Origin of the sequence: Legionella pneumophila subsp. pascullei (assembly GCF_900637585.1) — a bacterium.
GTDB classification, from domain to species: domain Bacteria; phylum Pseudomonadota; class Gammaproteobacteria; order Legionellales; family Legionellaceae; genus Legionella; species Legionella pascullei.
On record NZ_LR134380.1, the window covers coordinates 16341 to 43306 of the forward strand.

Consider the following 26966-nt stretch of genomic DNA (forward strand, 5'->3'; position numbering starts at 1 on the left):
GTTAAATAATAGTAATTCCATTAGGAAACCATACTATTTTGAACTATCTTATATAGAATAGTAATAATGAGTAGTCCATATGAAGGCAATAGAAGTAGAGCAGTTGATCCAGGGAACATTAATACGGGAAGGTGGGGGTGTTAAGTTACGTCGGTATATAGGTGCTGATAAAACCAATCATTTTGAACCTATACTGCTTTTTGATTATTTTGACAGTACAGATCCATTGGATTATCTTGCCGGATTTCCGCCTCATCCACATCGTGGATTTGAAACAATTACTTATCTGCTGGAGGGAACCATTACCCATGAAGACAATAAGGGCAACAAAGGAGTAATCAATGCAGGTGGCGTGCAATGGATGACTGCTGGAAAAGGGATTATTCATTCGGAAATGCCCTCGTCGTCAACTGGTCGTTTGCATGGTTTGCAGTTGTGGCTAAATTTGCCTGCAGCAGAAAAATGGCAAGAGCCTCGTTATCAGGAAAAATCATCGGATCAATTACCTATTGAGGTCATGGAATCAGGTGCAACCATCAAAGTAATAGCAGGAACTATTGATCAAGGATTGAGCTCACCCATTGTTGAAATTGCGACGCGACCTTTATTTCTTGATATTATTCTCCCAGCCAATGAAGCTATCCAACAAACGATTCCCGATGATTATCAAGCTATCCTTTTTGTCATTGAAGGCATTGTGAATATAGGAGGACAGCAAGTTAGCGCAGGGACTTTAGCTAGCCTGACAAACGGCGAAAGAATACAAATAGAGGGCAAAGACAATCAAAATAGAAATCATTGTTTATTGATAGCTGCGGCTAAACTTCATGAACCTATTGTTCGATACGGTCCTTTTGTAATGAATACCCAGGAAGAAATTATGCAGGCAATGCATGATTTTCGTACAGGACATTTTTAGTTGCTTATTTTGTTGATTTTGGCTGGATAGTTAAAACTATTCAGGCTGATCTGCATATATTATCTTGGTTGCTCAAGGGAATATGAGTACAATGTGAATGATTAAACACTTATGATTTCCGTGAAACTTATTTAACGTGAGTTATGGATACGTTATCTTGAATCGTTCGGGCTGAGGAGGCATTTATGCCGTCTCGAAGCCTTGTATGGAATTTAATGTTTCGTGCCAAGGCTTCGAGACGATGCTTACGCATCTCCTCAGCCCGAACGAACCCGGGATATCGACAGCTTCTTATATAATCCTAATCCATAATTCACGTTATTTAATAACAATGTAATTATCAATCTAATTTTTGATAGAGTTATTAAAAAGCAGCAAGTATTCCCAATATTTCAGTCAGGATGCGATGGTCAACTAAAGTGAAAAAGGAGTTTTTATGAGTTTGGAAGTGGAATCTAAACCGCACGGTAATAATCCCTATGCCAATCGCTTTGATAACTTACCACCCAAGGCTCAAGGACGTTTCCCTCGAGTGGCTTATGTGTTGCAAGGCGGTGGATCACTGGGAGCCTATCAATTTGGAGTAGTTAAAGGACTTCTTGAAGCCGGATATGAACCAGACTGGATTGCAGCAACTTCTATTGGTGCTATACAGGCTGCGATTATTGTAGGGAATCCCCCTGAAAAACGTATTGAAAAACTCGAAAGATTTTGGGATGAAATTGCGCCGGGTAATTTTTTCGATTTTCTAGGCGAGTCCGAAATTACTTTAGATTTTTATAATAAATTAAGCGCCGCTTTTGCTTTATTATTTGGTCAGCCCGAGTTTTTTTTTCCAAAATGGTGCACTGGAACAATTCCTTTATGGGGTGATCCAACGACTCTAAGCTATTATGATACGACTCCTCTTCGCAAAACGCTGCTGGATCTTATTGATTTTGATCTGTTGAATTCTTGCCCCATTCGCTTAAGCCTTGGTGCCGTTCAAATCAGCAATGGTCATTTAATCTATTTTAATAATATCAATTATCGTATAGAGGTTGATCACATTATGGCAAGTGCTGCTTTACCTCCAGGCTTTCCTGCAGTTAATATTGATGGGGAGTTATATTGGGATGGCGGCGTTCATTCTAACACCCCACTAGAAGTTATTCTGGAGGCCATTCCAGCAGAAAATACGTTGTGTTTTCTAATTGATTGTTTTGGTGGACGATCGTTTATTCCCAAAAGCATGAGTGAGATTGAAGAGAGAAGAAAAGATATTTCATATGGAACCCATGCGCAACGCACTATTTATAATTATTTGCAGAGACAAAAAATGCGAAATTCAATGATGGAATTGAGCTGTATTTTAACGGATGAGCAAAAGAAGAAGGGCGCTCATTTGTTAGATATTGGAAGCCCGCATCATTGTACTTTGGTTCATTTGGCTTACAGTTCAAGAATAGTAAAAGCCGCATCAAAGGATTACAACTTTGGCCGCGTAGTCATTAGGAAGCGAATGGACTCAGGGTACTTGGATGCCAAGGCTGTGCTGGCAGAAGAATCTCAATGGGGTTATTTACCTGAGGATGGAAAAAGCCGATTATATGAGTCACCCAATAATCTTTCTCGATTGTTTCGAAAGCGAAAAAAAGAGGTATTTTAGTTTTAATGCCGAAAAGGGAGAGACCTTGTCATAGAGGTTCTCTCTTTGAGAGATAAACTTATGTTGTATGATAGAGTCATCATCAAAGAGGCGCTGCATTGTGAAAGAGAAGTTTGCCACATGGTATAAAATAGCAATTAAACAAATTCGGCTTTTCTTTAGTTATTCTATTCCTGTGTTTTTTAAAAAAGCCAAAAATTACATTAATCTTCCCATCATTGTCGTTGGCTTGGCTCTTATTATTGGCCTTTTTCATTTATTTTCCTATTTAATCCCTTTTACTGATAATGCGTTTGTTGTAACTAATGTGACTCCTGTAGCTGCTGATGTATCTGGTTTTATTACTGAAATCTATGTCAAGAATGGTCAGAAAGTAAAAAAGAACGATCCTATATTTAGTGTTTACCGGGTTCCTTATGAGTTGGCTTATCAACAAGCAAAGGCTGATTATAAGGAGGGGATAAAGAAAATAGACGTATTTCAAAAGCAGATTGAAAGAACGGTTGCATTGATTAAAGCAACGGATGCTGAACTTGAAAAAGCCCAGTTTGCTCTTGGCCTTAAAAAAAATAAGAATGTGGCTGAAGCGGTATCTATTCTTGAATTAAAAAATCTTGGTTATGATGTTTCTACGCTAAGTAATAAAAGAAATGCTCTGCAACAGGAAGTGGCGGTTTTGCAAGCCAGGATTGAACAACAAAGACATACTGTCGCCAGCCTTAAGGCAAAAATGGATAATGCCAAGGTTAATCTTGATTTAACCATTGTCAGAGCTCCTGGTGATGGGGTGATAGATAATATGTATGTCTCTCCAAATACCCCTATCGAGATCCATAAACCGGTGTTTTCTTTTATAGATACTGCAAATTATTATATCCAGGCTAATTTTAATGAAACGGACTTACGAAACGTACGCCAAGGTGATAAAGCGTATATCATTTTGCGTATGTATTATTTTGACAAAATATTTCATGGGGTTGTTGTCAACTCGTTATGGGCTGCTGAACGGCAAACTACTGCCCCAAAGAGTCAAATTCAGGTCGTTGCAAATCAAAATGAATGGCTGTTGCTTCCTCAGCGATTTCCATTACAAATCAAAATATTGGATCCCGATCCTGACTATCCTTTAAATCCTGGTGCCAGTGCTTATGTTTATATCTCAACTAAAAGATAAGCTCGCATCCTACGATAAGTATAAAGAACATCGTATTAATGGGCTAAAAGCAGTGTTCGTTTTGCAGCTTATGATTATATTTTACTTTTTTTCTTCCATTGACAATCCGTATTTCTATTATTTTTATGCTCCAATCACCTGCTTTACTGTGGAGGCGGCGGGAACAACGTTAAAAGAAAAGTACTTGCTTTTACTCTATACTCTTTTAGGAAGCATACTCTCTATATTCTTGTTTGGCATAATTTCCGTATACAACGTACTTTTTATTTTTTTTGTTTTTTTCTATACCTTGTCTCTTTATTTCCTTGTGCTTCACCATTTTAAAAAAATGCTTGTTATTGTTCCATTGATGCTGAGTTTGGCATCGTATTCCCTAATTTATGGGGTGGAGGCAGACAGCAATTTTTATATTGCCATTAATAATGCTTTATATACATTGGCTGCTATGGCGGTGATCTTTGCTGGATTATTTCTTTTTCCCAAAAAATATTATTTTGATATTTGGGAGCGTGCCTTTTTTGAAGTCATTACCGGCCTGGAATCTCTATCTGCCAAGATTTGTAAGGGAGAGGTCAAAACCATCGCTATTTTTTCAGGCATTATTGTGATGGAGCGCTATTCCAAAATGCTTCCAAGAAATATTAAGTGCTACAGTATATTAAAGATAACCATGCTGTCTTTTGAGTTAATTTTAACCATGTCTTACTTGCTGTCTTTTCAAAAGCAGTTACGTAGGGAATACGTTATGGTTTTACATCATTATCTTGAACGTCTTTGCAAAGCCTGTAAAGCGAGACAACCAGTGATACTCTCAGACCAGGAGCTGCCTGCATTTAAAGAAACGCATGAGTTGGAAGTTTTGTATCAATTAATTTTAAGCTGGAATTACTTATGCGCGGATGGTTAGGGGTTCAAGCATTTTCTTATCTTGAGCTGCGCTGTATTCAGATCAGTACGGTCTTTGCCTTTACTATTTTTGTCCAGGAATGGTTGCGTTATCCACGGGCAGGGTGGACGGGCTTTGCTGTCATGATGATTTATGCCGGCTTTGATAATGGAACAACCATATTCAGGACGTATCATCGGTTTTTAGGGGTCCTTTTAGGCTTATTCACCGGATATTTATTGTGGTTTATAGGTCATCTGGATTATCGAACGTTAATTCTGATTATGCCCTTAATGGTCTTTTTTGCTTTTTTTCTGGTAGGAAGGGCATACAGTGTTCCCACTGTATTTACTGTCAATGTGTCTGTAATTGGCTCAGGCTACTTTAGCACGGAAGATACCCTTCCAGTCTTCTATTTTATTATTGATTATACGGTTTGCACTTTGATTGCCTTTACTATTATTCTGGGTTTTGAATACTTTTGGTTTAGGCATTATGGGCTGATGCAGCGATTTATCAAGAGTACTCAGGCTGAAGTGATTGATGATCTTTACAGGCTGGTTCGCTTGTTAAATCAGGGTAAAATAAAAAAAACAGAGTGGTTCCAAGCTTGTATCAAGTTGACTGACAGCTTGTTTGAGGTCAATAAGCTCATAACAAATTCCCAGTTTTTAATCAGTTCAGAACATGCCGTTGGGGATGAATTTAATCAGTTTGTGGAACTGGCCAATCGAATTTTTATTGGCCTGAAAGCTTTATATATGGCTTATTATACCAAACATTATCATACGTTTAATTATTATCAATTATTTCAACAGGTTCAAAAAGATTTGGTGCACTTAAAAGATTTTGTTGCAGGAGAGCAAACAATTGACCTTAGCGAGGGAGTAAAGAATGCTACGTCCGGTTAAAATCATTTTATTATCAGTCTTTTTAGTCGGATGCTATAGTGAGCCCTATCACAGACCCAATGTTGAAGTGATTAACAAATGGTCTGTAACGGACAAGAATGTTAAAAATATTGACAGCAAGAATATTCCTTATATGGCTTGGTGGCGTGATTTTAAAGACCCCACTCTCAACCAACTGATTGAAAGAGGATTGCTTTCCAATACAAGCCTTGGTATGTCAAGAGGGAGCATTGAAGCGGCAGAGGGAGAGCTTAAAAAAATTCGTTATCAGTGGGCACCTACTCTGGATCTTATGACCGGTTATTCAAGAAATCCGGCAACTGGGTTTCCTGGCGTTCTGATTGTTTTTATTCCAAATTATACCATAAATATCATCAATCAAATTAGAGAGCAAAAACAGGCAAAATATACCCTTGCTCAGGTAAAAGCTGAAGACGATGCTCTCAAACTAACTATTATTTCACAAATAGCAGCAAGTTATTTCACCTATCTTGCAGAAATAGAACGCAAAGAATTTTTACAGACCTTAGCCAATGATCTTACTCAGCTGGCAAAGGTTGCCAGGAAAGTTTACCAGGGAGGGTTAAGTTCTGAAATTGAGCCGGAAGAATTGTATAGTCAGGTCAATTTGATACAAGGTGAACTGGAAGTAACAGAGCGTAATATCATTATAAGTCGCAATGCTATCCGTTATTTACTAAACCAAAATCCAGGCGAAATAAAAACGGTTAAGAAATTATTACAACTTAAAAATCATAATTTAATACCTGGTTCTTTACCGTTAACGGTTCTTGAAAACCGGCCTGATATGCAAGTGGCTGAAAACCGTTTGCGTGCTTCCCATGAAGGAATTGGCGTTGCAGAAAGTAATCTTTTACCAACAATACAGTTAGATTACATAGGTGGTTTGGCTGCTGGAGATAGCCGCTACGCGTTACCTAAAAAAACAGTGAAATTTAATGATCAGTTGTTGAAAGCACCTATTATTGATATGCCTGTTTTAGGTGCAGTAGCGAAGGCTAAAGGTGTAAATAAGGTTTCTTATTTTAATTATATTGATACTTTACAAAAAGCATTAAGAGATACGACCAATGCATTATCAGAGAATGAGCGTTTAACTAACAAGCTCAAACAGACAGCTTTTGCTCAAAAACATTTGGCAAAAGCATATAATTTGAATGATAGGTTGTATCAGACAGGTATTCAAAGTTATATAGTAACCTTAAGCAGCAAAATTTCGCTTGATAAAATCAATATCAGTTTAAATCAGGATAAACTGCAAGAGTTACTAAGCATCGTTCGGTTATATCAAGAACTGGCCGGAGGTTATCGCGCCAATTTAGAGTCTGAAATAAAGTCTTCCGTCTGAGCAAACAGAACTCTGTTATAAATTATTAATTACGAATAGGGGCGTATTTCATTTTTCATAGTACCCAGCTTATCTTCTTCTACAATGCCCCCCTGATTCAGTCTTTTATGGTCGTTTTTAGTTCATGGTGAGCATAAAGGTGCACATACTAAGACAGGATATGCAAATAAATATTGCATAATGTTTAATTTTATGACATTATTTGCGCCATTGTGTATTCTGTGAGAGTTGTGTATGTTAAAAAAAACAATGTTTTTTATTTTGTCGATATCTACTTCAAGTATTTTTGCTGCTGACAATGTAGATTTGTATCAGGCCCCTCTCAATAGCATCAATAAATACCCTATACTACAAACACCAAAGAATGCGATTATTTTAAAGAGTTCTTCTGCTGTTATTGATAATTCATTGCAAAAGTTAAATCAAACAAAAGAAGACAATCAAATGATTGTTCGTTATCAGCAACTGTATAAAGGAATACCTGTTATTGGCGCCCAAGTGATGATTACTAAAGGAACAGACTCAGGAGTGCAGTCCAATGACAATGCAGAGGTGAACGGGCATTTATTGGATAATATAGAACTTAATACGAAACCGGCTATTAGCGCACAACAAGCCAAGGACTATGCAAAAAAGTCCTATTTTCAATTCAGCCCCCAGTCTAACATACAACAGGAAACCGCCGAATTGCAGATTCGACCTGATCAAAATAGTCAATTAAAGCTGGTTTATTTGGTTTCATTTAAAAGCGTACAGCAAGACGGCAAACCAGACTGGCCTTTTTTTGTTATTGATGCTCAAACCGGAGCTTTGATTAAGCAATGGAACAATATTAAAAATTATTTGGATACAGGGCCTGGGGGCAATGAGAAGGTTCAGGAATATTGGTATGGTAAAGATGGATTACCTGCTTTGGATGTGACTCAAAATGGCAGTCAATGCGTCATGGAAAACTCAAAAGTTAAATTGGTTAATCTCAATTCCCAATGGGACTGGGAAAACAGTATCAATACCCCTTTTGAATACCTTTGTAATAATAATGTAGAAGAAAATATTAATGGAGGGTTTTCCCCAAGCAATGATGCGTATTATTTCGGACATGTTATTGTTGGTATGTACAAGGACTGGTATGGGGTTAATGCCTTACAACATCCTAATGGCGCGCCAATGCAATTGGTTATGCGAGTTCATTTTGGACAAAGCTATGATAATGCTTTTTGGGATGGGCAAGCCATGTCATTTGGAGATGGAATGGATTTTTACCCATTGGTTTCTTTAGATGTAGCAGGTCATGAGGTAACTCATGGTTTTACAGAGCAACACTCTGGTCTTGAGTATCATGATCAATCTGGCGCGCTTAATGAATCGCTGTCTGATATGGCAGGACAGGCGTCAAGAGCTTATCTTTTGGAAACAAATCCTCAGCTGTATAACAAGGCTTACTTGCAACCAAATGAAGTAACATGGGGCATTGGTGAAACAATTATTCGCGACTCTTTTGGCAAGGCTTTGCGTTTCATGGATTATCCTTCTTCTGACGGAAGCTCTGCGGATTGTTTGGACAAAGGTATTGCGCAAAGTCATGGCAGCTATTGTGCTATCAATTATGATGAGGTAGTAGCCTATGCCAATGCGCATATTGCGCTTCCTCAAGAACGCCAGAGTTTCATAGTTCATACTGCCAGTGGTGTGTTTAATAAGGCTTTTTACTTAATGTCCAAAGATATGGGTATTAAAAACGCGTATCACATCATGGTTGTTGCCAATACAAAATATTGGACCCCTACGACCGATTTTAAAAACGGAGCTTGTGGAGTGATTTATGCTGCCAGGGATTTAAATTCGGATATCAATAAGGTTAAGTCTGCTTTTGGCCAAGTAGGTATTGATACAGCCGGGTGTGCTATTTAAGGGGTGCAAGAGTTTCCAGCAGGTTTTTGCTTCAAGCAAATTAGTGTTTTCTTGTAATTCATCGCGAGCTATTTTTGCTCGCAGTGTTGTTTGCCGTGCATGGAAATTAGTATATAATCAATCAGGATCTATCTTTTAGATTTCCCTGGAGTTGAAATCTTAATAAGCTCTGATTTTAAAATCATTAGGATTTAATATTACTTTCGTATTAGGAACAGAATGGCATTTTTTTTAATCACGCTTTGCATACTAATATTGAGTTTATTCTGCCTGGCCGTAATGGTTTTAAAATTTATTCAGCAGCCCTCCTTGCCTCTATCCTTCTCCCAATATGTTAAGTTAATGTGTAGCGGGGTTATTGCTTTTATTGCGGATACAGTGGGTGTTGGTAGTTTCGCTGTTAATGTCGCCTTGGCAAAATTGTTAGGTACTTTTAGGGATGATGAATTACCGGCTGTGAATAATGGAGCCCAAGTGCTCCCTGGAGCTATAGAATCTTTATTTTTTATAAACATGATAGATGTTGATTTAACTACTTTGCTTACTTTAGTCACCGGAACCTGTATTGGTGGATTAGTTGGTGGTTTTGTCGTGAGTCAGTTAAGCAAGCAAGCCATTAGACTGGCAATGATTTGTTCATTTGCCCTAATCATTATTCTTTTAATCTCCCACCAGCTTCGCATACTGCCAGTTGGTGGTGATTTGACGGAATTACATTCCTGGAAACTGGTTATTGGTTTTTTTGCCATGGTGGTTTGTGGTTCTCTGACTTCGGTCGGGGTGGGGCTTTTTGTCATGGTACAAGGTGTTTTATTTTTAATGAATGTTTCACCCGTTGTGGCTTTTCCTATCATGACAACGGCAGGGGCTATGCAACAGCCCTTGACCACATTGGTTTTTTTACAAAAAAATAAAATCCCGTTAAAAAAGACTTTGATTTTAAGCTTTTCAGGATGTCTGGGTGTTATGATCACCATTCCAATTTTTACGAAATTAACAATAACCTGGCTGCATTTTTTACTTTTGTTTATCCTTATCTATAATTTTTTAGCGATTGGCCATACTTATTTACGATCAAGACCTGCGAAACAATATGTTCAATCTTCTATTAAACTCGCTGCAGCGGACTGAGTTTATCAGCTTACTTGGGATTCTTCTTTATTGTTTTTTCAGGAACAGAGTCTTTAAAGACATGCTCAACCAACATGATGATCCAGGCTGATTTTTGAAGGTGCTGGTATTTGCCTGTTTTCATTCGAATTTGATTAGAGTCTATCCTATCTGGACATGCACTTATATAGTATAATTGATGTTATTTTAAAAAATATATCGCCCTATGGATGAACAAATCAGTAAATCACAGAAAAAAAGAGATGCCCATTATTTACAAGATATAGGCGTGAAATTTATTGAACTAAGCACATCCAAGCTCGATTCTTTACCCCTTCCTGATAATTTACGTCAAGCAATTATGGATGCCAAGTCAATCAAAAGCCATGGAGCCAAAAGACGACAGGCGCAATTAATAGGCAAGTTAATGCGAGCAGCCGATTTTGAAACGATTATTGCTGCCTATGAAAAAATCCTTGAAGAAGAGAGTTCAATGACTGCCTCTTTTCATGAGATAGAACTATGGCGCGACAGGTTATTGCAAGATGGAAAAGAAGCTTTGACAGAGTTTATTGATGCCTATCAACCTGACGACGTGCAACAATTAAGACAATTGATTAAAAAAGCATTAGATGATCAGATGAAAGATAAAAATACTGGCGCTGCTAAAGCACTGTTTCGCTATTTAAGGTCTTTAATAAAATGAATTACTCACTATTCATTAGTTGTGCAAAAGGTTTGGAGTATTTGCTGGAAGACGAACTCAAGGGATTGGGGCTTCATGTTACTCAGGTGAGTCCGCAAGGAGTATATGGTGAGGCCAGCCTGCCTGTAATTTATAATTTATGTTTATGGTCAAGACTTGCCAACAGAATTCAACTCATTTTATTTAGTGGCCATGCTGCAAAAGAACAAGCTGTGCATCAGTTATGCACAGACTTTCATTGGCAAACGGTTTTCACCCATGATAAAACCATAGCCATCGAATTTCATGGCGCATCAGAGCAAATTCGTAATACCATGTTTGGCGCTCAAATAGTCAAAGATGGCATAGTGGATCATTTTCGCCGATTGAATGGCTCAAGGCCTTCAGTCGACAAGGAAAAACCGCAAATTTTAATTCATGCTCATTTGAAAAATGATATTTTGACTGTGAGCTTTGATCTGGTTGGATATAGCCTGCATCAAAGAGGTTATCGTAAAAAAGCGGGGAAAGCTCCTTTAAAGGAAAACATCGCAGCAGCCATGCTATTAAGAGCCAAATGGCCAGAGTTGGCTGCTCAAGGATATGGTTTACATGATCCGTTTTGCGGTTCAGGAACATTAGTTATAGAAGCTGCCATGATGGCGGCTCATATTGCTCCAGGCTTATTGCGACAAGATCAATCCTTACAATATTGGGCCCGACATCAGAGTTCTCTATGGGAAAAATTGCGAACTCAGGCATTACAGCAAGTTAAACCACTGGCAGTTAAGCTGGTTGGTACGGACACGGACAGCAAAGTAATTGCTCTTGCACATTCCAATGCAGAGAGGGCAGGGGTATTACCGTTGGTTGAGTTTAAAACATTATCGCTAAACGCTTGTAGGCCAGGGACAAAAAAAGGATTGGTTGTTTGCAATCCACCTTATGGCGAGCGACTGGGCGAGGTAACTCAGCTTGTTCCTTTATATCAGCAATTGGGCACTGCATTACATACTTATTATCAAGGTTGGCAAGCGGCTATTTTAACCTCCAGCCCGGTTTTGGCTAAAGCCTTGGGATTACGGGCTGATAAGCAATATACTTTATATAATGGGCCACTAGAGTGCAAACTCTATTGTTTGACTCTTTCTGCGGCGAATAAGCTTAAAAATACCCCGGATGCACCGTTGTCTGATAATGCACAAATGCTATTTAACCGATTGGAAAAAAACAGAAATCATTTACAGAAGTGGGCTAAAAAGAATCAAATTTCCTGTTATCGAATTTATGACGCGGATTTGCCCGAATATGCCTATGCCATAGATATATATAATGACTATGCTGTTCTGCAAGAATATGCGCCACCAGCCAGTATTCCAGTACACAAGGCGGAAAAACGCAGTCTTGAGATATTGCAAGTTGTTCCTCGAGCATTAGATGTTCACCATGAAAAATTAATAGTCAAACAAAGAAAGCAGCAAAAGGGTGCGGAGCAATATCAAAAAATAGGAAAAACCAGCCACAGAATGATTGTGACAGAAGGCAAGGCAAAATTGATAGTGAATTTGTATGATTATCTCGATACAGGGCTATTTCTCGATCACAGACCTATGCGCTTGAAATTTGCGCAATTGGAGCCGGGAACTCGATTTTTGAACTGTTTTTGTTATACCGCCAGTGCAAGTGTCCATGCCGCCCTGGCCGGTGCATTAACCACGAATGTTGATCTATCCAAAACGTATTTACTTTGGGCGGAAGATAATTTTAGGTTAAATGATATTAATTTGTCCCAGCATCAATTTGTGCAATATGACTGCAAGGAATGGATGAAAATTACCAGGGACAAATTTGATGTCATTTTTTTAGATCCCCCCAGCTTTTCAAACTCAAAACGTATGGCCGATATTTTAGACATTCAACGAGATCATGTTTCTTTGATTAACATGGCAATGCGGCTATTAAATCCCAATGGTGTTTTATATTTCTCTACTAATCTGCGCCAATTTAAGTTAGAGCCGATGCTAAAAGAAAAATATGCAATACAAGACATCACACCGCAGACCATCGATCAGGATTTTAAACGAAACAACAAAATTCACCATTGCTTTAAAATTCTAATGCCGCATTTTGCGGATAACTGATTGAAGCGGCTGAAAAATGGCGTTATTTATTATGAGACCTCTTGCCAAGCTTCACTAAGAGTGAAGCTTGACTTTCTTTAAGATTTGGATTTTGTTTTGCCTTTGCTTTCTTTCTCAGTATTGATGTTTCCTTCTTCATTCCCATAAATTTGTTCTTTTAGAGAATTCATAAGTCCTGCCATAAAAAACAATTCTGCTGTTAAATACAAAGGCGCAATAAGGGCTTGGGTAAAATTAACCATAAAGGCAGGCTTTTTTCCCTCAATAAAATGACCGTATAATTGCAATCCCCAACCTGCGATAAAAGTAATAATAAATACCCAAAGTCCGAATTTTGTTGGGCCATCATAGTTAAACCAACTGGCTAACCATAACAAAAAGATTAAAATGGGAGTTAATGCCAAGGCGAGTTGCCAGTTTAACAGGAAGTAATAAATGAGGGCTGCTAATGTAGCTAAACAAGCGAGATCGGTTGCATAAACACCTGGAATAACTATTTTAACAAATCCCAAAAAGATCATGATGGAAAGCATGATTAACGGGACTCCTGCCATATGCGTGTAACGTGTCGCTGTGTTTTGATGGTAAGTTGCATAGAATTGAGCTTGCTCAATAAACGATTTCATTTTCTTTTCGTCCTGATGTTGAGGGTCATGAAGAAAACATAGCACATAAAATAAAGAAGTACCAAAAAGAGGGAAGTTCTTAAGCATTCTTTAATAGTCATTGAATTTGATTTGGTCTATTCATTACCAGGATTTTTTTGAACGATAAAATCGAAGTGGGTAACCCCAAATATTGATTGGCTTTGAAATACAGATAGCTACGGAAGCAAATAGTGCTTCCGTATCCAGGTTGTTGTTATACGCTGATCAGCGAATTGTTCTGAAGTATCTCATCATTTTCAATGGAGAGATCATATCATCTGCTTCTATAGCAAATGCTATAATGTCCTTGGATTCGGTATTATATTGACATATCCAGTTGCCTTCTCCATCATCTTCTGGATGGGGAGAACCTGACATGGTTGAAAGTAATTTATTGCTTTCTGCCAATGCCATATCATCATTGTCAGCTGCGATTGGTCCTACAATAAACACCCAGTTTGAACTGGTATTGTAATGACTTAAATTATAGGTAATATACATGCCCTCCAAAATTTCAGCAGACATGGACATCCCTTCCGATTGAATCGAGGGTACACTGGGGCATGCCTCAGGTTTTATTTGATTTGCTAAAGAAGAGCCAGCCAAGATTACAGCACCGATAAAAGCAGTCAACTTGGTTTTCAACATCATGTTACTTCTCCTTGTTACCTAACAGTTAAAAATCTTCAAGAGACTAGCAAGTTGAATTTTCAGTTGCAACAATTTTAAAAGGATATGATTGGTATTTATTCCGCATTATCTTTTGTCGTATGCAGGGGTTATTACATATTTATAATGATATTTTCCCGAGGATATACAACACGTTTCCTGCTCCTGCTGAGCCAGGGATGTAGGTTGCCGCAACCGTTGTTCGTTTATAGAAAATGGCGACCCATGGTAATGCACCTGGAAAGGGGACGTTATCATAATCAACGCGAGAAGTAACCAATACGGAGTATCCGAGGCCTGCTTTTAAATCTTTATTCACGGAAGCTGTTTTTAGATAGGCATAACCAACGGCGGGTTCTATATGGCGATGGGAGTCCAGGAAGGCAATTGCATAAAGTCCATGCCAGTTTCCCTTTTCATCAAAAAGACTTTTACCTAATCCGCCACCCCATGCGGCTTCATTGTAGGATTTAATCTTCTCAGGTCTGTAAGTATAGCGATTATGCCAGGCGTAACCCGAAAAATACATATCATCATGGCCTTCTGTCCATGTTTGATGGATACGTTGACACACGGGTTTAAGGATAGGGATCCATCGAGAACAAGGATAAGATGCCGTTTCGGATGTCGCGAAAGCATTTAAAGAGCAAATTACTGTTAAGCTGGAAATTAATCTTTTCATTCAATTTTTAACCTTTGCAGGGTTTCTCCCAGCTATAATTTAATGGTAGAGTTGAACTGTGTAAGGTTTTGTTAGATGGAAGATAACCGGAGTTTATGTTTATTGATAACTTAAATTTCTGAAATAAACAATAAAAAATAAACCTGAGAGCATACTATCATGGACTTGTTTCGTAAAAAAGATATAAAAGGATCATTAGACAATGAATCACATTTAGCGAAATGCCTTAATGTATTTGACCTTACCTTTTTGGGAGTGGGTGCAATTATAGGTGCTGGTATTTTTGTTCTGACAGGAATAGTAGCCGCCACTCTAACTGGACCAGCCGTGATATTCTCCTATGTTGTTGCCGGATTTGCTTGTGCTTTTGCAGCCTTATCCTATGCTGAATTGGCTGCCAGCATAGGCGGTTGTGGCAGTGCTTATGGATATGCTTACGCAGGATTTGGTGAGTTAATCGCATGGATCGTTGGATGGGATTTGTTATTGGAATATTCTATTGCTGTATCCGCTGTTTCTATTGGCTGGAGCGGTTATGCCAATGATTTTTTAATGGCTCTGAAAATATTTATTCCAACTCATTTATTACACGGTCCTGCTGACGGCGGTAATCTCAATATTCTCGCCATTTCGATCATCGCTGTTTTAACTACATTATTAATTATTGGTGTGAAGTCCAGTTCTCGATTTAATAATATCATGGTGCTAGTTAAGCTTTTGGTTATTTTTATTTTTATGGTTATCGCATTTGGTGAGATCAAGGTTGAAAATTGGTCTTCTTTCATGCCATATGGTTGGGCTGGTGTAATGAAAGGTGCTTCAATCATCTTTTTTGCCTACGTGGGGTTTGATGCGGTCTCTACTGCCGCCGAAGAAGCAATTAATCCACAACGGGACTTACCCATAGGGATAATCGCCTCTCTGGCTATTTGTACGGTGATATATATTCTGGTTTCAGGTTTATTAACCGGAATTGCCCATTACACTACTCTTAACGTTTCATCACCAATCAGTCATGTTCTGCTTGTCTTGGGTTATAAAACAGCAGCTGGACTGGTCGGTGTAGGTGCAATTGCTGGTTTAACCACAGTCATGTTGGTTCTGTTCTATGGATTAACCAGGGTGTTTTTAGCGATGTCAAGAGATGGTTTATTGCCACGGTTCTTATCAAAAACGAATGAACAGACTAAAACACCAGTTCGAATTATATTGTTATGCGGTATATTAATGGCAGCTCTCGCCTCAGTGACTCCTATTGGTACTTTGGCGGAGTTAGTAAATATTGGTACTTTGTTTGCCTTTATTATTGTTTGTGGAGGCGTGTTATATTTAAGACGAACTCATCCTGATATGGAAAGGCCATTCAAAACCCCGTTTATGCCTTATGTTCCTATATTAGGTATAATAAGCTGTTTTTATTTGATTCTGAATTTGCCATGGGTAACGATATTGCGTTTTATGATTTGGATGCTAGTTGGTATAGTGGTCTATTTTGCATTTAGCAGGACAAATAGTGCGTTAAGTGTTGAAGGGGATTGTGCTGCCGAGTGAAATTAGAATCTAAACAGTCGGTGAGATGGTCATGATGGCAGCAGCAACTAATGCAGCTGCTGGAATGGTAAGCAACCAGGAGTAGAATATCCTTCGTAAAACTTTCCAGTGGGCGCCACCTATTCCACTGATTAACCCAACTCCTGCAATGGAACCTGTGACCGTATGGGTAGTTGAGACAGGGACTCCAAATTCTGTGGCGGCGAAAATGGTAATGGCGGCTCCTGTTTCAGCGGCACAACCCTTCAGTGTGTTAAGTTTGGTAATTTTAGTTCCCATGGTATGCACAATCCTCCAGCCTCCGGCTAAAGTCCCCAGGCTAATTACCCCGTGACATGAAATGACGACCCAGAATGGGACATAGAATACACCATCAAGCCAAGATACGGAAAAAAGTAATACCGCGATGATCCCCATCGTTTTCTGTGCGTCATTACCTCCATGAGTGATACTTAATAATGCTGAAGAAATCAGTTGAAAGCTTTTAAATAATGTATTCAGTTCTTCTTCGTTCTTATGTCTAAGAAACAAAGTGAAAATATGAGTAAATAATAAGCCAATCAATAATCCTAGAACAGGAGATATGAATATACCTGCCGCTACTTTGGCAAAACCTGTAATCTTGAGCGAAGATAGGCCTCCCTTGGCTATTGCCGCACCGGCCAATCCACCAATTAAGGCATGGGAGGAGCTTGATGGCAGTCCATAATACCAAGTCACTAAATTCCAGAATATCGCTCCCATCAAGGCCGCTAAAATAAAATAAGTATCTACCAGATCAGTATCGATTAAACCGTAGCCTATTGTTTGGGCTACAGTTAAATTGAAAATCAGGAAAGCAATGAAGTTAAAAAAAGCAGCCCATAGTACAGCTTGTCTTGGCGTTAAAACTCCTGTAGTGACTATGGTTGCAATCGAATTGGCGGCGTCATGAAATCCATTAATGAAATCAAATACGAAGGCAACAAAGATGACAAATAGAATGAATATCGTATTGTAGTCCATATGTAATCATATCCTGTTAAATATAATAACTACTCTGAGTCATTAATTTTGATACAGCATTCATCAATTGTTTAATAACATAGGGAAGTTCAACTGCACCAGCTTCCATGGCTGTATTCGCATGATGTTCTTCGTCTTCTTGCATTCTTTCTAATATGGCTTTTGATTTTTTATCCTTTTCCGGGAGATAATGAAGATGTCTTTGTAAATGAGCTGTTACCTGGCGCTCTGTTTCGGCAACAAATCCCAAACTGATTTTATCGCCAGCCAATCCAGCCAAGGCACCTAATAGAACAGAACCGCAATACCAGATGGGATTTAAAAGACTGGGTTTGCTGCCTAATTCATACAATCGTTCTTCACACCAGGCCAAATGATCGACTTCTTCGGCCGCAGCATTAGCCATTTGCTCTTTGATGTGAGTCAGCCGTGCTGTTAGAGCTTGTCCTTGATAAAGCGCTTGAGCGCAGACTTCTCCGGTATGATTTACTCTCATTAATCCTGAAATATGTTTCCTTTCCTCATTGGAAAGCTCGGTGTCTACAAGATTTTCAGCAGGGGATTGGCGCGCTGTAATACGTTTTTTTGGCAAAACAAGAGTTCGAAGCGCACTATCGACTTCACCTATTAACCTATCTAGGAAGCTTGATGTTCGCATGGATACTTTAAATAAAGTGTTGGACCTCTATGTTAACTTGATTGGTGGGCAGTTTGAAGTCATTAGTCAATTAAATTTTATAAGGTTGTTTAATATCGCTGTCTGTAAATTATGATGAAGTTGTGAATTGATCATGTTTGATGCAGTTATTTTGATTATTATACGATTACATCCTAAGCTTTATTATACAGAAACGATGCGAGTAGATCTAAATTAGCACATGATAGATAAAATGAGGAAGGTTAAAGGGTCGCGTCCATTAAATCATCTCGCTTCAGGAGATAATTTCAATCATCTTAACCTACTAGAACGAAGCTTAATAAGCCAATTGATTGAACTGAGTTACGATGAAAATACATTACATACTTTAAGTTTGCACGGGTTAAAATTACTTGGTAAGCATCCCTTACTAAAAGATACAATTACTGCGATTTGGCATCATGATGGCAGTCATATCAATATTCTTGCTTCTAATGGATTAACATTTGATGCGCAACACGAATTAGAGAAATTTTTAACTGCAATGCCGGATTGGCATTTTTTAAAAATAAATAATACAAAGCTCAAGAAGCATTCTAAAGAAAAATCAAAGCAGCGTATCGATATTTGCCTAGATAAATATCAAGGTAATTTATTTTGTCTTAGTTTCTGGTTTGAGTCTATTAATTTTAATTTTGAGATACTAATGCCTTTTTTTAAGGATATTCTGGGTGTATTAAACCTGTCTTTAGCCAAATTGATGAGTAAAAAAAGGGAAAAGCTACTGACCACTATTTTGGAAAAAGCAGGTGATTCTGTCGAAATAACCGATGAAGAGGCTGTCATTCAATATGTTAATCCTGCTTTTGAGAACATCACTTTGTATAATGCTCACGAGGCGATGAACAAAACGGTGGCATCCTTATTGCGTTCACCTGTCGAAGACGTTCATTTATTTGAACAAATAAACCAAACACTTAAATCAGGGAATACATGGAAGGGGCAAATACGCTCAAGAAAAAAAGATGGCAGCTATTGGATCGCGCAAACTATCATTGTTCCTGTGATGGATGATGAATTAGGGAGAATTACCCAGCATATAGCAATTAAACAAGACATTACTGAACAAGTACATCGATTCAATCAACTAAAAATTAGCGAGGAACGATATCGAAATCTAATGAACGCTGTATCGGATGGTATTTTTATTCATAATTTGGAGGGAGCATTTCTGGAAGTGAATGAAGCGGCTTGCTTGTCTTTGAATTATAGCAGGGAGGAGCTAATTAATTCCTATGTTTGGGATATTGAAGTGGGATTTTCTCAGGAAAGTTTAAATCAGTTGTGGGTGGATGTTCAAAAGGGACCCATGAACATAGAAGGTATGCACCGCAGAAAAGATGGCACAATTTTTCCTGTTGACGTTCGTTTAGCGGTTTTTAATGCGACTGGAGAGAAATTGGTTTTGGCTATAGTAAGAGATATTACACTTCAAAAACGTTCCGAAGCGACTATAAGAAAGTTAACACGAGCTTTAGAGCAAAGCCCGGTTCTAGTCATAATAACTGACAAAACGGGAACTATTGAGTATGTCAATGCTAAAGTGATAGAGCAAACAGGTTATCGTAAGGAAGAATTGATTGGAGGAAATACAAGAATTTTACGATCAGGCCAAACTCCCCACGAAATGTATAAAACCATGTGGGAACAATTAGCCAATGGGGAAGAATGGCATGGCGAGTTACTGAATAAAAACAAATCAGGAGAGCATTTTTGGGTATCAGCAATTATTTCTCCAATTCGTAATGAGAATGAAGAAATAACTCATTATCTGGCTGTTATGGAGGATGTGACTCAGAAGAAAAGCTACGAGGAAATGTTAAAACACCAAGCAACGTTTGATAATTTAACCAATCTTCCTAATCGTCTCTATGCTTTTAATAAACTGGGACGAGCCATTTCAAAGTCACACATCAATAATCAAAAATTGGCGGTGCTGTTTTTAGATTTGGATGAGTTTAAACAGATTAATGATTCCCTAGGGCATGCCGTTGGCGATTTATTATTGAAAGCGTTATCGGAACGTTTTCTATCTGTGATACGGCAAACCGATACTATTGCACGCTTGGGTGGTGATGAATTCATGATGATTTTAGAAAACATCATGCAAGATACCGATGCAGAAAGTATAGCAAAAAAATGTCGAGAAGTTTGCTCTCAACCTTTTGTAATTGAATCACAAGAACTACTGGTGTCTACAAGTATAGGAATTGCAATATATCCTTATCATGGCAAGGATGCCAAAACTTTAATGCGTAATGCAGATACAGCCATGTATCAGAGCAAGATGCGGGGTAAAAATAATTGGACAGTATTTCAAAATACTATGGTTGAGGAGGCAAATAACCATATTCGTATTAAGACGGAGTTATATCAGGCGTTAACACGTAATGAGTTATATATTTGTTACCAACCAATCATTGATCTTAAAGAAAATAAAGTAGTCGCTGCGGAGGCCTTGTTACGTTGGCAAAATACAACCTTGGGTCAAGTCAATCCTGACCAGATTATCCCCTTGGCCGAAGAGACAGGGATGATTATTCCACTGGGCTATTGGATTTTGGATAAGGTGTGTACGCAAGCGAAAGAGTGGCAATTTATTACCAGTAGCAAGATAAAAGTAGCGGTGAATATCTCTACCTTACAATTAAAACAAAAGGATTTTATTAATAAGGTGCAACTAATTTTGAAAAGGACGAACTTATCTGCAGATTCTCTAATTTTTGAGATTACGGAGTCTGCATTTATTGATGATTCAAAATTCATTTTATCTCAATTAAATAAGTTAAGTGACATGGGTATTCATTTTTCTTTGGATGATTTTGGGGTGGGCTATTCTTTCCTGCAGTATATTAAATCCTACCCATTCAAAAGTTTAAAAATTGATCGGGTTTTTATCCAGGGTGTAAATTCAAATCATAATGAGTTAAGTTTGATTAATAGTATTATAACCATGGCACGTAATCTGAAACTGTCAGTTATTGCTGAAGGAATAGAAACGGCAGAACAATTGGAATTAATGCGTTCAATGAACTGTGATATGGTACAAGGATGGTATTTTTCAAAACCTTTAAGTGGAGATAAATTTTTGTCCTGTTTTATTTAATGAATAAGTAAGGAAAGGGCAGCTGCCGTGCCTGATTTAAAGAATAGGCACGGATGTCGATGGATGGTACTAACTTATTTGTTTTTACTTCAGGTGCAAAAAACAGCAGGATATCCTTGTTATTATGATTTTAAATGATTAACAGATGAATTTTGTGCTATCCATTGCTCAAGTTGATTCACCACGTCTTCTTGCGTATATCGGCTGCCAGGATGTGATATTAATAATCCCTTCTCAGCAAGCGCATCAGCCAGGTAGGATGTGAAGGAATGATGATGATACGCCCTGGAGGAATGGCCCAGAAAATCTTTTAATTTTTCTACGGTTTCATCCAGCGTAGCATTCTTTGCGCTGATGGAAGTATATAGTTTATTGGCTGTAGAGATTCCAAAGCTTCCATGACGAAAAAAACTGAAATAGCCATCACCTTGTCCTCTGTTGTATTGGGGATTATTTTTGTTTTCGGATTTCGTATGATAATTCGTATAATTTTGCACAGCCTTGTAAACAGCAAATTGCAAGTCATTCACTGATAAGGAGGGTTTGTCTAAAAATACATTAACTTGTTCCCCGGCCTCTTCAGTCATTGGTCTGCAGTGAGCTTTGTCCAGAGGACCCCTTTTAACTTTAGCTTGTAAATGAGCAGGCAAACGTCTTCCTTTAGGGCCTTGCGGACGTTCCCTTACAAAATGGTTTAGCTTCGGTTTTTCACTATTGCTATCCGTTTTTTTGTTAGGAAATGTGGGTACGTTCTCTTCTTGAGGCGCTAGTCCTTTGAATTGTTGGTACTTGCTTTGAGAGTCAATAGCAGCCCATGCCTCTTGTATTTTTTTGGCAGTGACTATCCTGGTGTTATTAAGGGGTATTTTAGGAGCAAAAGGATTTATACCCCCCATTTTTTTAATGCGTTCTTCTTTCTCTAAAGCTTCAATTCTTTGTTGATATTTTCTTCTGATAGAATCATAGGATTCATTGTTTTCTACGTTTAACCATCTAAGCAAGGCTTCTGTTTTCATTAATAAACTCCAATTGCAGAGCACCATTAAATTGGTATGAACTTTATTGCTTTCATCGCTAATTTAAACCAAGCTCTGCTACAAAGGCCAGGCCTAATTTAGTGAAATTAACCATATGTTCCAGATTTAGAATATCCAAAGTATCATCCGAGGTATGAACATAAGGATTATCATCGTCTAAAGTAGTAGCAGATGGGTAGGTGGTTTTAAAACCTTCATAGGTCCAATTCACGTGATCACTGCAGGCATAACCACACTTAGTGTAACCAACAGGAATTTTTACATAGCGAGTTAATAATTGTGCTGTAAATTCAGTTAAACCCTTGTCTACATAATCCTTTAACAGCCAAATCGTTTGGTCTTTGGCGTTGGCTCTATATCCTGCCTGGTCTAACTGCATTACTGCTTTTACTGGAATTTTTTTCTGTAAAAAATCTTGTACTACATACCCAGAGCCAATAAGTCCTCTTTCCTCAGCAGCATAAGCGATAAAATAAACGGGTCTATTGAGTTCCAAATCCGATGAAAAGAGAACTCTTGCCATTTCAAGTTCAACGGATATTCCGCTTGAGTCATCATCTGCACCAGGCATATTGCCATCCAGTGTGTCAATATGTGCTCCTACAACAATTGCTTCACCTGGTTTATCTTTTCCAATCACCGTGACGACTGAGGGTTGTATATATTTATTACCCGTTTTGACAAAGTAGCTATCGACATCCTTTCTTCCATAATCTTTGGCTAAGGTATCAAATTGCTGTTTAAACCATCGCGCAGCGTCTACTCCTGTCCTGGATTTGGCAGATCGGTTGATATAACTGGTTAAATGTTGATTGGTCTGCCATATTTTGGCTGGATCAATTTGTTCGAACAAACCATGGACTTGTGCTTCATGATTAATAGGGTATGAGTTTGTGGGTGAGATGGGGCGGTTGCGACTCAATTTATCTAACAATTTTTGCGAATCAAGAATACTATTGCCGGTGTTTTTGATGTAGGGCTCGGTATTAAGGTAATGTCCGCATATTGGTCTCATTTTTTGTAGAGTATTGGCAATATTGTTATCAATGGAAATGGCAATAAAACTAAAGTGATCCGATTGGGCAATTAACCTGGCTTTGTCTTTTAGTTGCTTATACAGGCAGTTTGAAACAATGATTCTATCCTCCTCATGAGGCTGAGACAAACACCACCCGGTAACACTTGAAAAGCACAATAAAATAACGCCAGCTAACCTTGATTTAAATATCATGAAAAACTCCATTTCATTTTTATTCATTGCAATATATTACATGAAGGAGATTTAGGCCATTTTTTACTGCAAGGAATGGGCGTGTTCATGTTTTTCATCGCCTTTTGCCTCAATGTCATCCTTATTATCCCAAAAAGTGCCTGAAACTATGGAATAGCTCGATGATCTTGACCGTTGAAGCCTTTCGTCACGTTCTCGCAAGACTTTCTTGCCAAAAAAAGTGCCTGCCAAATAGGTACTGATACCAATAGCTGTAGAAGCGGCCAGAAGGGGGGCGCTTGACTGATGGCTGGGTTCTAAAAGTACTCCTCCGCCATAAGTGACATTCGTCATCGCATGGGCTTTCACTTTTTCATTGACCACCAGGTTGAAATAATCGGTGTGGATGGTTGTATTTTGAGACACAAAAAAGTCAAGAGGGAAAAATTCTGAGGTAACTGGTCCAGTATAATCAGGCGTGTTGACTGAACCAGTGATATTGGTTCCATTAAAAGGGTAAGTGAAATGATATTTTGATAAATCCTTAATTGAGAAATCCAGGACATTTTTTGTTAAAAGACTGCTGAATGAAGCGATTGCTAAAGAATTACAAAAGGATTTTGCGTTGACATACAGATATTCTTTGTAAGTAGGTGGCTCCAGGTCAGTGCCGTACTTGGAATTAAAGTGATATTTGTCTTCTCTGTTTTGCTGCCATTTTTTAAGGTTGGCCCCAAAAGTCCTTAAGGTAGTCCCAGAAAGAATAGCCAGAGAACTGATCATAAAAATAGTGCCTGGATTGGCAAAATCATTCAATGCATAGCTGCCACCGCCGGATTTTTCCAGTAAATCCCTGCGAAAAGGAATGGTTTGATTAAATCCATAATTAAATTCTACTGCAGTCACATCCAGATTAACTGTGCCAGCTACTCCAACTGATCCGAAGTACCCTGCTTTTATCGTTTCAGACATGGAGTAAGAGAGAGAGACCCCAGCGCCTCCAACCATACAGGCTAGTGAGCCCGCTGCATTTAAAGAGTTTGCTGCACCTTCGATTACGGTATTAGTAACCACGCGATACGCATTCCAAAATCGATCAGTCCATCCCATAGTTAAAATCTTTTGTTAAGTTATAAAAAATTAGATTCGTCACTTTGATTAAGTTTGAATCAAGAAATGTAACGAAGAATATCACAGTTTTTTAAAAAGCAAGATTTATTTGTTGTAAAAAAATACATATGATTGAAAAATAGATCGAATGCGGCTTTTATTTGTCCAGTGTTGACGGGGTTTCATGTCAATTAATAGAGCTAACTATAATCGATTGGAGTTGCTATATTTAAAATATGGTATTTGCTAGGCAATATTAGAAATGAAATTACACTATGTCAGCACAAACAAGGTACGTCTCATTATCAGTATGTGGCCCATCTATTTACTTGCAGTTCTGTTTTTTATTGCGAGTGTTTTTACGATAGCAGTATTAATGATGAAATACACTATTGAATGTAAAGAGAAACAACATCATTTGGCTAGAGGATGTGTTTTACACAGTAATGTTTATAATTTATATCACTCCAGCACCGAATTGGGGGATTTAAAGGCTGCCGTAGTTAAGACTAGTCGTTCAAGTAAAGGAAATACGCTTTATTATGTGGATTTACTAACAGATAAAGGTTCAGTCAATCTTACGGGGAGTAGTTCCAGTGGGCGAAGCGACAAGGACATTGCTGCGAACAGCATTAACAACTACATAAGCAATAGCTTGGAAACGACTTTTAAAGTGAGCTACCCAGCCTCGTGGTGGATGTATGGCTTATCCGGCTTTTTTCTGGTGGTGGGTGCTTTGTTGCTTACTATCAGAGGTGCTGTCGTTGATTTTGATAGAATATTAAAAACAATCGTAATAAAAAGGAAGGGACTGTTTAAGACAGAGGAAACCAAATTATCGTTCTCTGATGTGGATAAAATTATAGTTGAAGAGTCACTTGGGAGTAGAGGGACAAAGACGTATAGATTGGCTATTGCTCTAAAGGATAAAGCGCCTCTTCCTTTGGTAACAACTTATGATTCTTCTTTTTCTAAAAAAGAAATGATTGTAAAGCAATTAAATCAATTCATTGATGAAATTTGAAGTATTTGAAAAAGCATTTATTAAAAGCCTTAAGATAACCTTAAGTAATTCTGTATATAATATGTGCATATTGGTAGAGAAAAGTCAGCCTTGGATTCTGGAGAAGGAAAATAGCATGTCCAAATTTTTTATTATGTTGATAAGTATTTCAATTGGCTTGGCAAGCACTTCCATTTATGCTCAAAAAACGCTACGACTTAGTCCTAACGAAACCAAGACATTGAAAAATAGTACTTTGTGGACTTTGAATGCTACGTGTAACGTGCAGAGCAGTACGCAGGTTAGTGGTAAAATAAAAATCATTGTTTTAAAGAACAATGGCAAAGTGAATGGAAAAAGTCTTTCAACTGGTCAGGGAACTTCTATTACAATAAAAAATAATAGTAGTATCTCAGTTAGTACAGAATCAGGAACTCAAATTAATTTAATTAATTTAAGTGATCAAGAGTTACAGGCAGTTTGCTCTACTTAATTAAATCAATTGATCTCAAACAAACCATTGAAATTAATGGTTTGTTTGCCTTGTCCGCTTGTTTATTCGCTTAATAATAGAGCCATAGATAAATAATTTCCACGATAGTCAGGGTTATTAACGCGCTTAATCATTTGATTGAGATACCCAATTTCTATCGTGCTGTTTTTACTGGTTCTATAACCTAAACCAACAAATAAACGGTTTTGATCAAAACCTTGATTACGTTGAAGATTGAAATCATTCAGATGAAAAAAAACTTCATCAGAAAACACCGCTGCGTATTTAGGATGTTTGGGAATAAAGATGCTGGTTTTAAATAATTGTCTATATCGCCAAGCGGTATGAATAGTTCTTTCGATGAAGCGCTCTTCCAAGCGTGAACGGGCCGTAAGTCTGAAGCGAGTATACTCTTTGCTCCACAATAACTGTTGCCAAATTCGATTTTCGTTTACAGGTGGGTTAGAAAAGGGCTGTGCTGTGTAAATTCTATCATATCCGAGCCAGATGGTTGTTGTCGGCCAGAGCTCGTATCCCAGGCCAGGGCGTAATAACATTTGAGACAGTTGCGAAATATTTTCACCAATCCTCTCTTGTATTTCAAGCCAATACCTTATTTTGCGATGCTGTTTATTGATGGGGCCTATCGCGTTCATAAGAGTCCATAACTGAGAATCCCTTGTTGATGCTCTGACAGGAGCAAAAGCGAACATTTGTGCAATAAATAAAATAGAAAAAGCGAATAGAAATTTTTTCTTTAAACTAATGGAATATTGGTAACTCATTATTTTAAATGACTTATAAAGTTATAGTGCATCAGATTTGTGAAGCTAATGCCAATAGGTGTTTTTATTTTAGCGTTCCATGTTTTTATAAAATAGCTGAGAGTCATGTCTTTTATAATATTGATAGAATGATATTACCTTTTTATTGTTCCCCAGATTATAGGAAAAAAGCAATAGATTTATTAAGCGCTTGAGCCATTTGTCTGTTTAAATGGTA

The 26966-nt window shown here is 38.0% G+C and carries 23 protein-coding genes; 14 read left to right on the forward strand and 9 right to left on the reverse strand.

All coding sequences use genetic code 11. The annotated features are described in order from the left end of the window. Positions 1 to 79: 79 nt before the first annotated feature. From EL201_RS00065 to rlmKL, 10 genes are all read left to right on the forward strand, one after another. On the forward strand, positions 80 to 919 hold the full coding sequence (locus tag EL201_RS00065; RefSeq protein WP_027223122.1) for a pirin family protein: 840 nt from the start codon (positions 80 to 82) through the stop codon (positions 917 to 919). A gap of 436 nt (positions 920 to 1355) precedes the next feature. Further along, positions 1356 to 2567 (forward strand): patatin-like phospholipase family protein, encoded by a 1212-nt coding sequence (locus EL201_RS00070; protein ID WP_027223123.1) that lies wholly within the window; start codon positions 1356 to 1358, stop codon positions 2565 to 2567. Positions 2568 to 2667: 100 nt separating this feature from the next. Further along, complete coding sequence (locus EL201_RS00075; RefSeq protein ID WP_027223124.1) at positions 2668 to 3741, forward strand: HlyD family secretion protein; 1074 nt, start codon at positions 2668 to 2670, stop codon at positions 3739 to 3741. After that, positions 3716 to 4648 (forward strand): hypothetical protein, encoded by a 933-nt coding sequence (locus EL201_RS00080; RefSeq protein ID WP_027223125.1) that lies wholly within the window; start codon positions 3716 to 3718, stop codon positions 4646 to 4648. The genes EL201_RS00075 and EL201_RS00080 overlap by 26 nt, the downstream gene beginning before the upstream one ends. Continuing rightward, positions 4633 to 5538, forward strand: a complete 906-nt coding sequence (locus tag EL201_RS00085; RefSeq protein ID WP_027223126.1) for an FUSC family protein — start codon at positions 4633 to 4635, stop codon at positions 5536 to 5538. Before EL201_RS00080 ends, EL201_RS00085 begins: the two co-directional genes overlap by 16 nt. Then, entirely contained in the window at positions 5522 to 6907 is a 1386-nt protein-coding gene (locus tag EL201_RS00090) for a TolC family protein (RefSeq protein WP_027223127.1), read from the forward strand. The genes EL201_RS00085 and EL201_RS00090 overlap by 17 nt, the downstream gene beginning before the upstream one ends. A gap of 234 nt (positions 6908 to 7141) precedes the next feature. Next, positions 7142 to 8818 carry a M4 family metallopeptidase gene (locus EL201_RS00095; protein WP_027223128.1) on the forward strand — a complete coding sequence of 559 codons (1677 nt, stop codon included), beginning with the start codon at positions 7142 to 7144 and terminating at the stop codon, positions 8816 to 8818. A gap of 219 nt (positions 8819 to 9037) precedes the next feature. Further along, the gene (locus tag EL201_RS00100) at positions 9038 to 9949 is read left to right on the forward strand and encodes a hypothetical protein (protein ID WP_027223129.1); all 912 of its coding nucleotides are present in this window, start codon (positions 9038 to 9040) and stop codon (positions 9947 to 9949) included. A gap of 205 nt (positions 9950 to 10154) precedes the next feature. After that, positions 10155 to 10634 carry a ribosome biogenesis factor YjgA gene (gene yjgA, locus EL201_RS00105; protein ID WP_027223130.1) on the forward strand — a complete coding sequence of 160 codons (480 nt, stop codon included), beginning with the start codon at positions 10155 to 10157 and terminating at the stop codon, positions 10632 to 10634. Then, on the forward strand, positions 10631 to 12754 hold the full coding sequence (gene rlmKL / locus EL201_RS00110; RefSeq protein ID WP_027223131.1) for a bifunctional 23S rRNA (guanine(2069)-N(7))-methyltransferase RlmK/23S rRNA (guanine(2445)-N(2))-methyltransferase RlmL: 2124 nt from the start codon (positions 10631 to 10633) through the stop codon (positions 12752 to 12754). Before yjgA ends, rlmKL begins: the two co-directional genes overlap by 4 nt. Before the next feature lie 77 nt (positions 12755 to 12831). Here rlmKL and EL201_RS00115 read toward each other — a convergent pair whose 3' ends face one another. From EL201_RS00115 to pagP, 3 genes are all read right to left on the reverse strand, one after another. After that, a complete protein-coding gene (locus tag EL201_RS00115; protein ID WP_027223132.1) occupies positions 12832 to 13380 on the reverse strand; it encodes an Mpo1 family 2-hydroxy fatty acid dioxygenase in 549 nt (182 codons plus the stop codon). A 246-nt stretch (positions 13381 to 13626) separates the two neighbouring features. Further along, positions 13627 to 14052, reverse strand: a complete 426-nt coding sequence (locus tag EL201_RS00120) for a DUF4949 domain-containing protein (RefSeq protein ID WP_027223133.1) — start codon at positions 14050 to 14052, stop codon at positions 13627 to 13629. A 139-nt stretch (positions 14053 to 14191) separates the two neighbouring features. Continuing rightward, positions 14192 to 14752: a lipid IV(A) palmitoyltransferase PagP gene (pagP, locus tag EL201_RS00125; RefSeq protein ID WP_027223134.1), complete on the reverse strand. Its 561-nt coding sequence runs from the start codon at positions 14750 to 14752 to the stop codon at positions 14192 to 14194. Between the two features lie 159 nt (positions 14753 to 14911). On the opposite strand from pagP, the gene EL201_RS00130 reads away from it, so the two are divergent. Then, entirely contained in the window at positions 14912 to 16303 is a 1392-nt protein-coding gene (locus tag EL201_RS00130; protein WP_027223135.1) for an amino acid permease, read from the forward strand. A gap of 9 nt (positions 16304 to 16312) precedes the next feature. Here the strand turns inward: EL201_RS00130 and EL201_RS00135 are convergent, their stop codons facing one another. Together EL201_RS00135 and coq7 are read right to left on the reverse strand one after the other, a co-directional pair. Continuing rightward, on the reverse strand, positions 16313 to 17308 hold the full coding sequence (locus EL201_RS00135) for an inorganic phosphate transporter (protein ID WP_027223136.1): 996 nt from the start codon (positions 17306 to 17308) through the stop codon (positions 16313 to 16315). A 16-nt stretch (positions 17309 to 17324) separates the two neighbouring features. Continuing rightward, a complete protein-coding gene (coq7, locus tag EL201_RS00140) occupies positions 17325 to 17966 on the reverse strand; it encodes a 2-polyprenyl-3-methyl-6-methoxy-1,4-benzoquinone monooxygenase (RefSeq protein ID WP_027223137.1) in 642 nt (213 codons plus the stop codon). 232 nt (positions 17967 to 18198) lie between these two features. Between coq7 and EL201_RS00145 the strand changes: the two genes are divergently transcribed. Continuing rightward, entirely contained in the window at positions 18199 to 21111 is a 2913-nt protein-coding gene (locus tag EL201_RS00145; protein ID WP_106197066.1) for a sensor domain-containing protein, read from the forward strand. 122 nt (positions 21112 to 21233) lie between these two features. Here EL201_RS00145 and EL201_RS00150 read toward each other — a convergent pair whose 3' ends face one another. From EL201_RS00150 to EL201_RS00160, 3 genes are all read right to left on the reverse strand, one after another. Continuing rightward, complete coding sequence (locus EL201_RS00150; RefSeq protein ID WP_027223138.1) at positions 21234 to 22127, reverse strand: hypothetical protein; 894 nt, start codon at positions 22125 to 22127, stop codon at positions 21234 to 21236. A gap of 58 nt (positions 22128 to 22185) precedes the next feature. Further along, entirely contained in the window at positions 22186 to 23379 is a 1194-nt protein-coding gene (gene lapB / locus EL201_RS00155; protein ID WP_027223139.1) for an aminopeptidase LapB, read from the reverse strand. Between the two features lie 63 nt (positions 23380 to 23442). Further along, entirely contained in the window at positions 23443 to 24468 is a 1026-nt protein-coding gene (locus EL201_RS00160; RefSeq protein WP_027223140.1) for a hypothetical protein, read from the reverse strand. A gap of 262 nt (positions 24469 to 24730) precedes the next feature. Between EL201_RS00160 and EL201_RS00165 the strand changes: the two genes are divergently transcribed. Then, positions 24731 to 25492: a hypothetical protein gene (locus EL201_RS00165; RefSeq protein ID WP_027223141.1), complete on the forward strand. Its 762-nt coding sequence runs from the start codon at positions 24731 to 24733 to the stop codon at positions 25490 to 25492. Positions 25493 to 25607: 115 nt separating this feature from the next. After that, positions 25608 to 25964, forward strand: coding sequence for a hypothetical protein (locus EL201_RS00170; protein ID WP_027223142.1), 357 nt, complete (start codon positions 25608 to 25610; stop codon positions 25962 to 25964). Between the two features lie 62 nt (positions 25965 to 26026). Here the strand turns inward: EL201_RS00170 and EL201_RS00175 are convergent, their stop codons facing one another. Next, a complete protein-coding gene (locus EL201_RS00175) occupies positions 26027 to 26749 on the reverse strand; it encodes a DUF2490 domain-containing protein (protein ID WP_027223143.1) in 723 nt (240 codons plus the stop codon). Between the last annotated feature and the right edge of the window lie 217 nt (positions 26750 to 26966).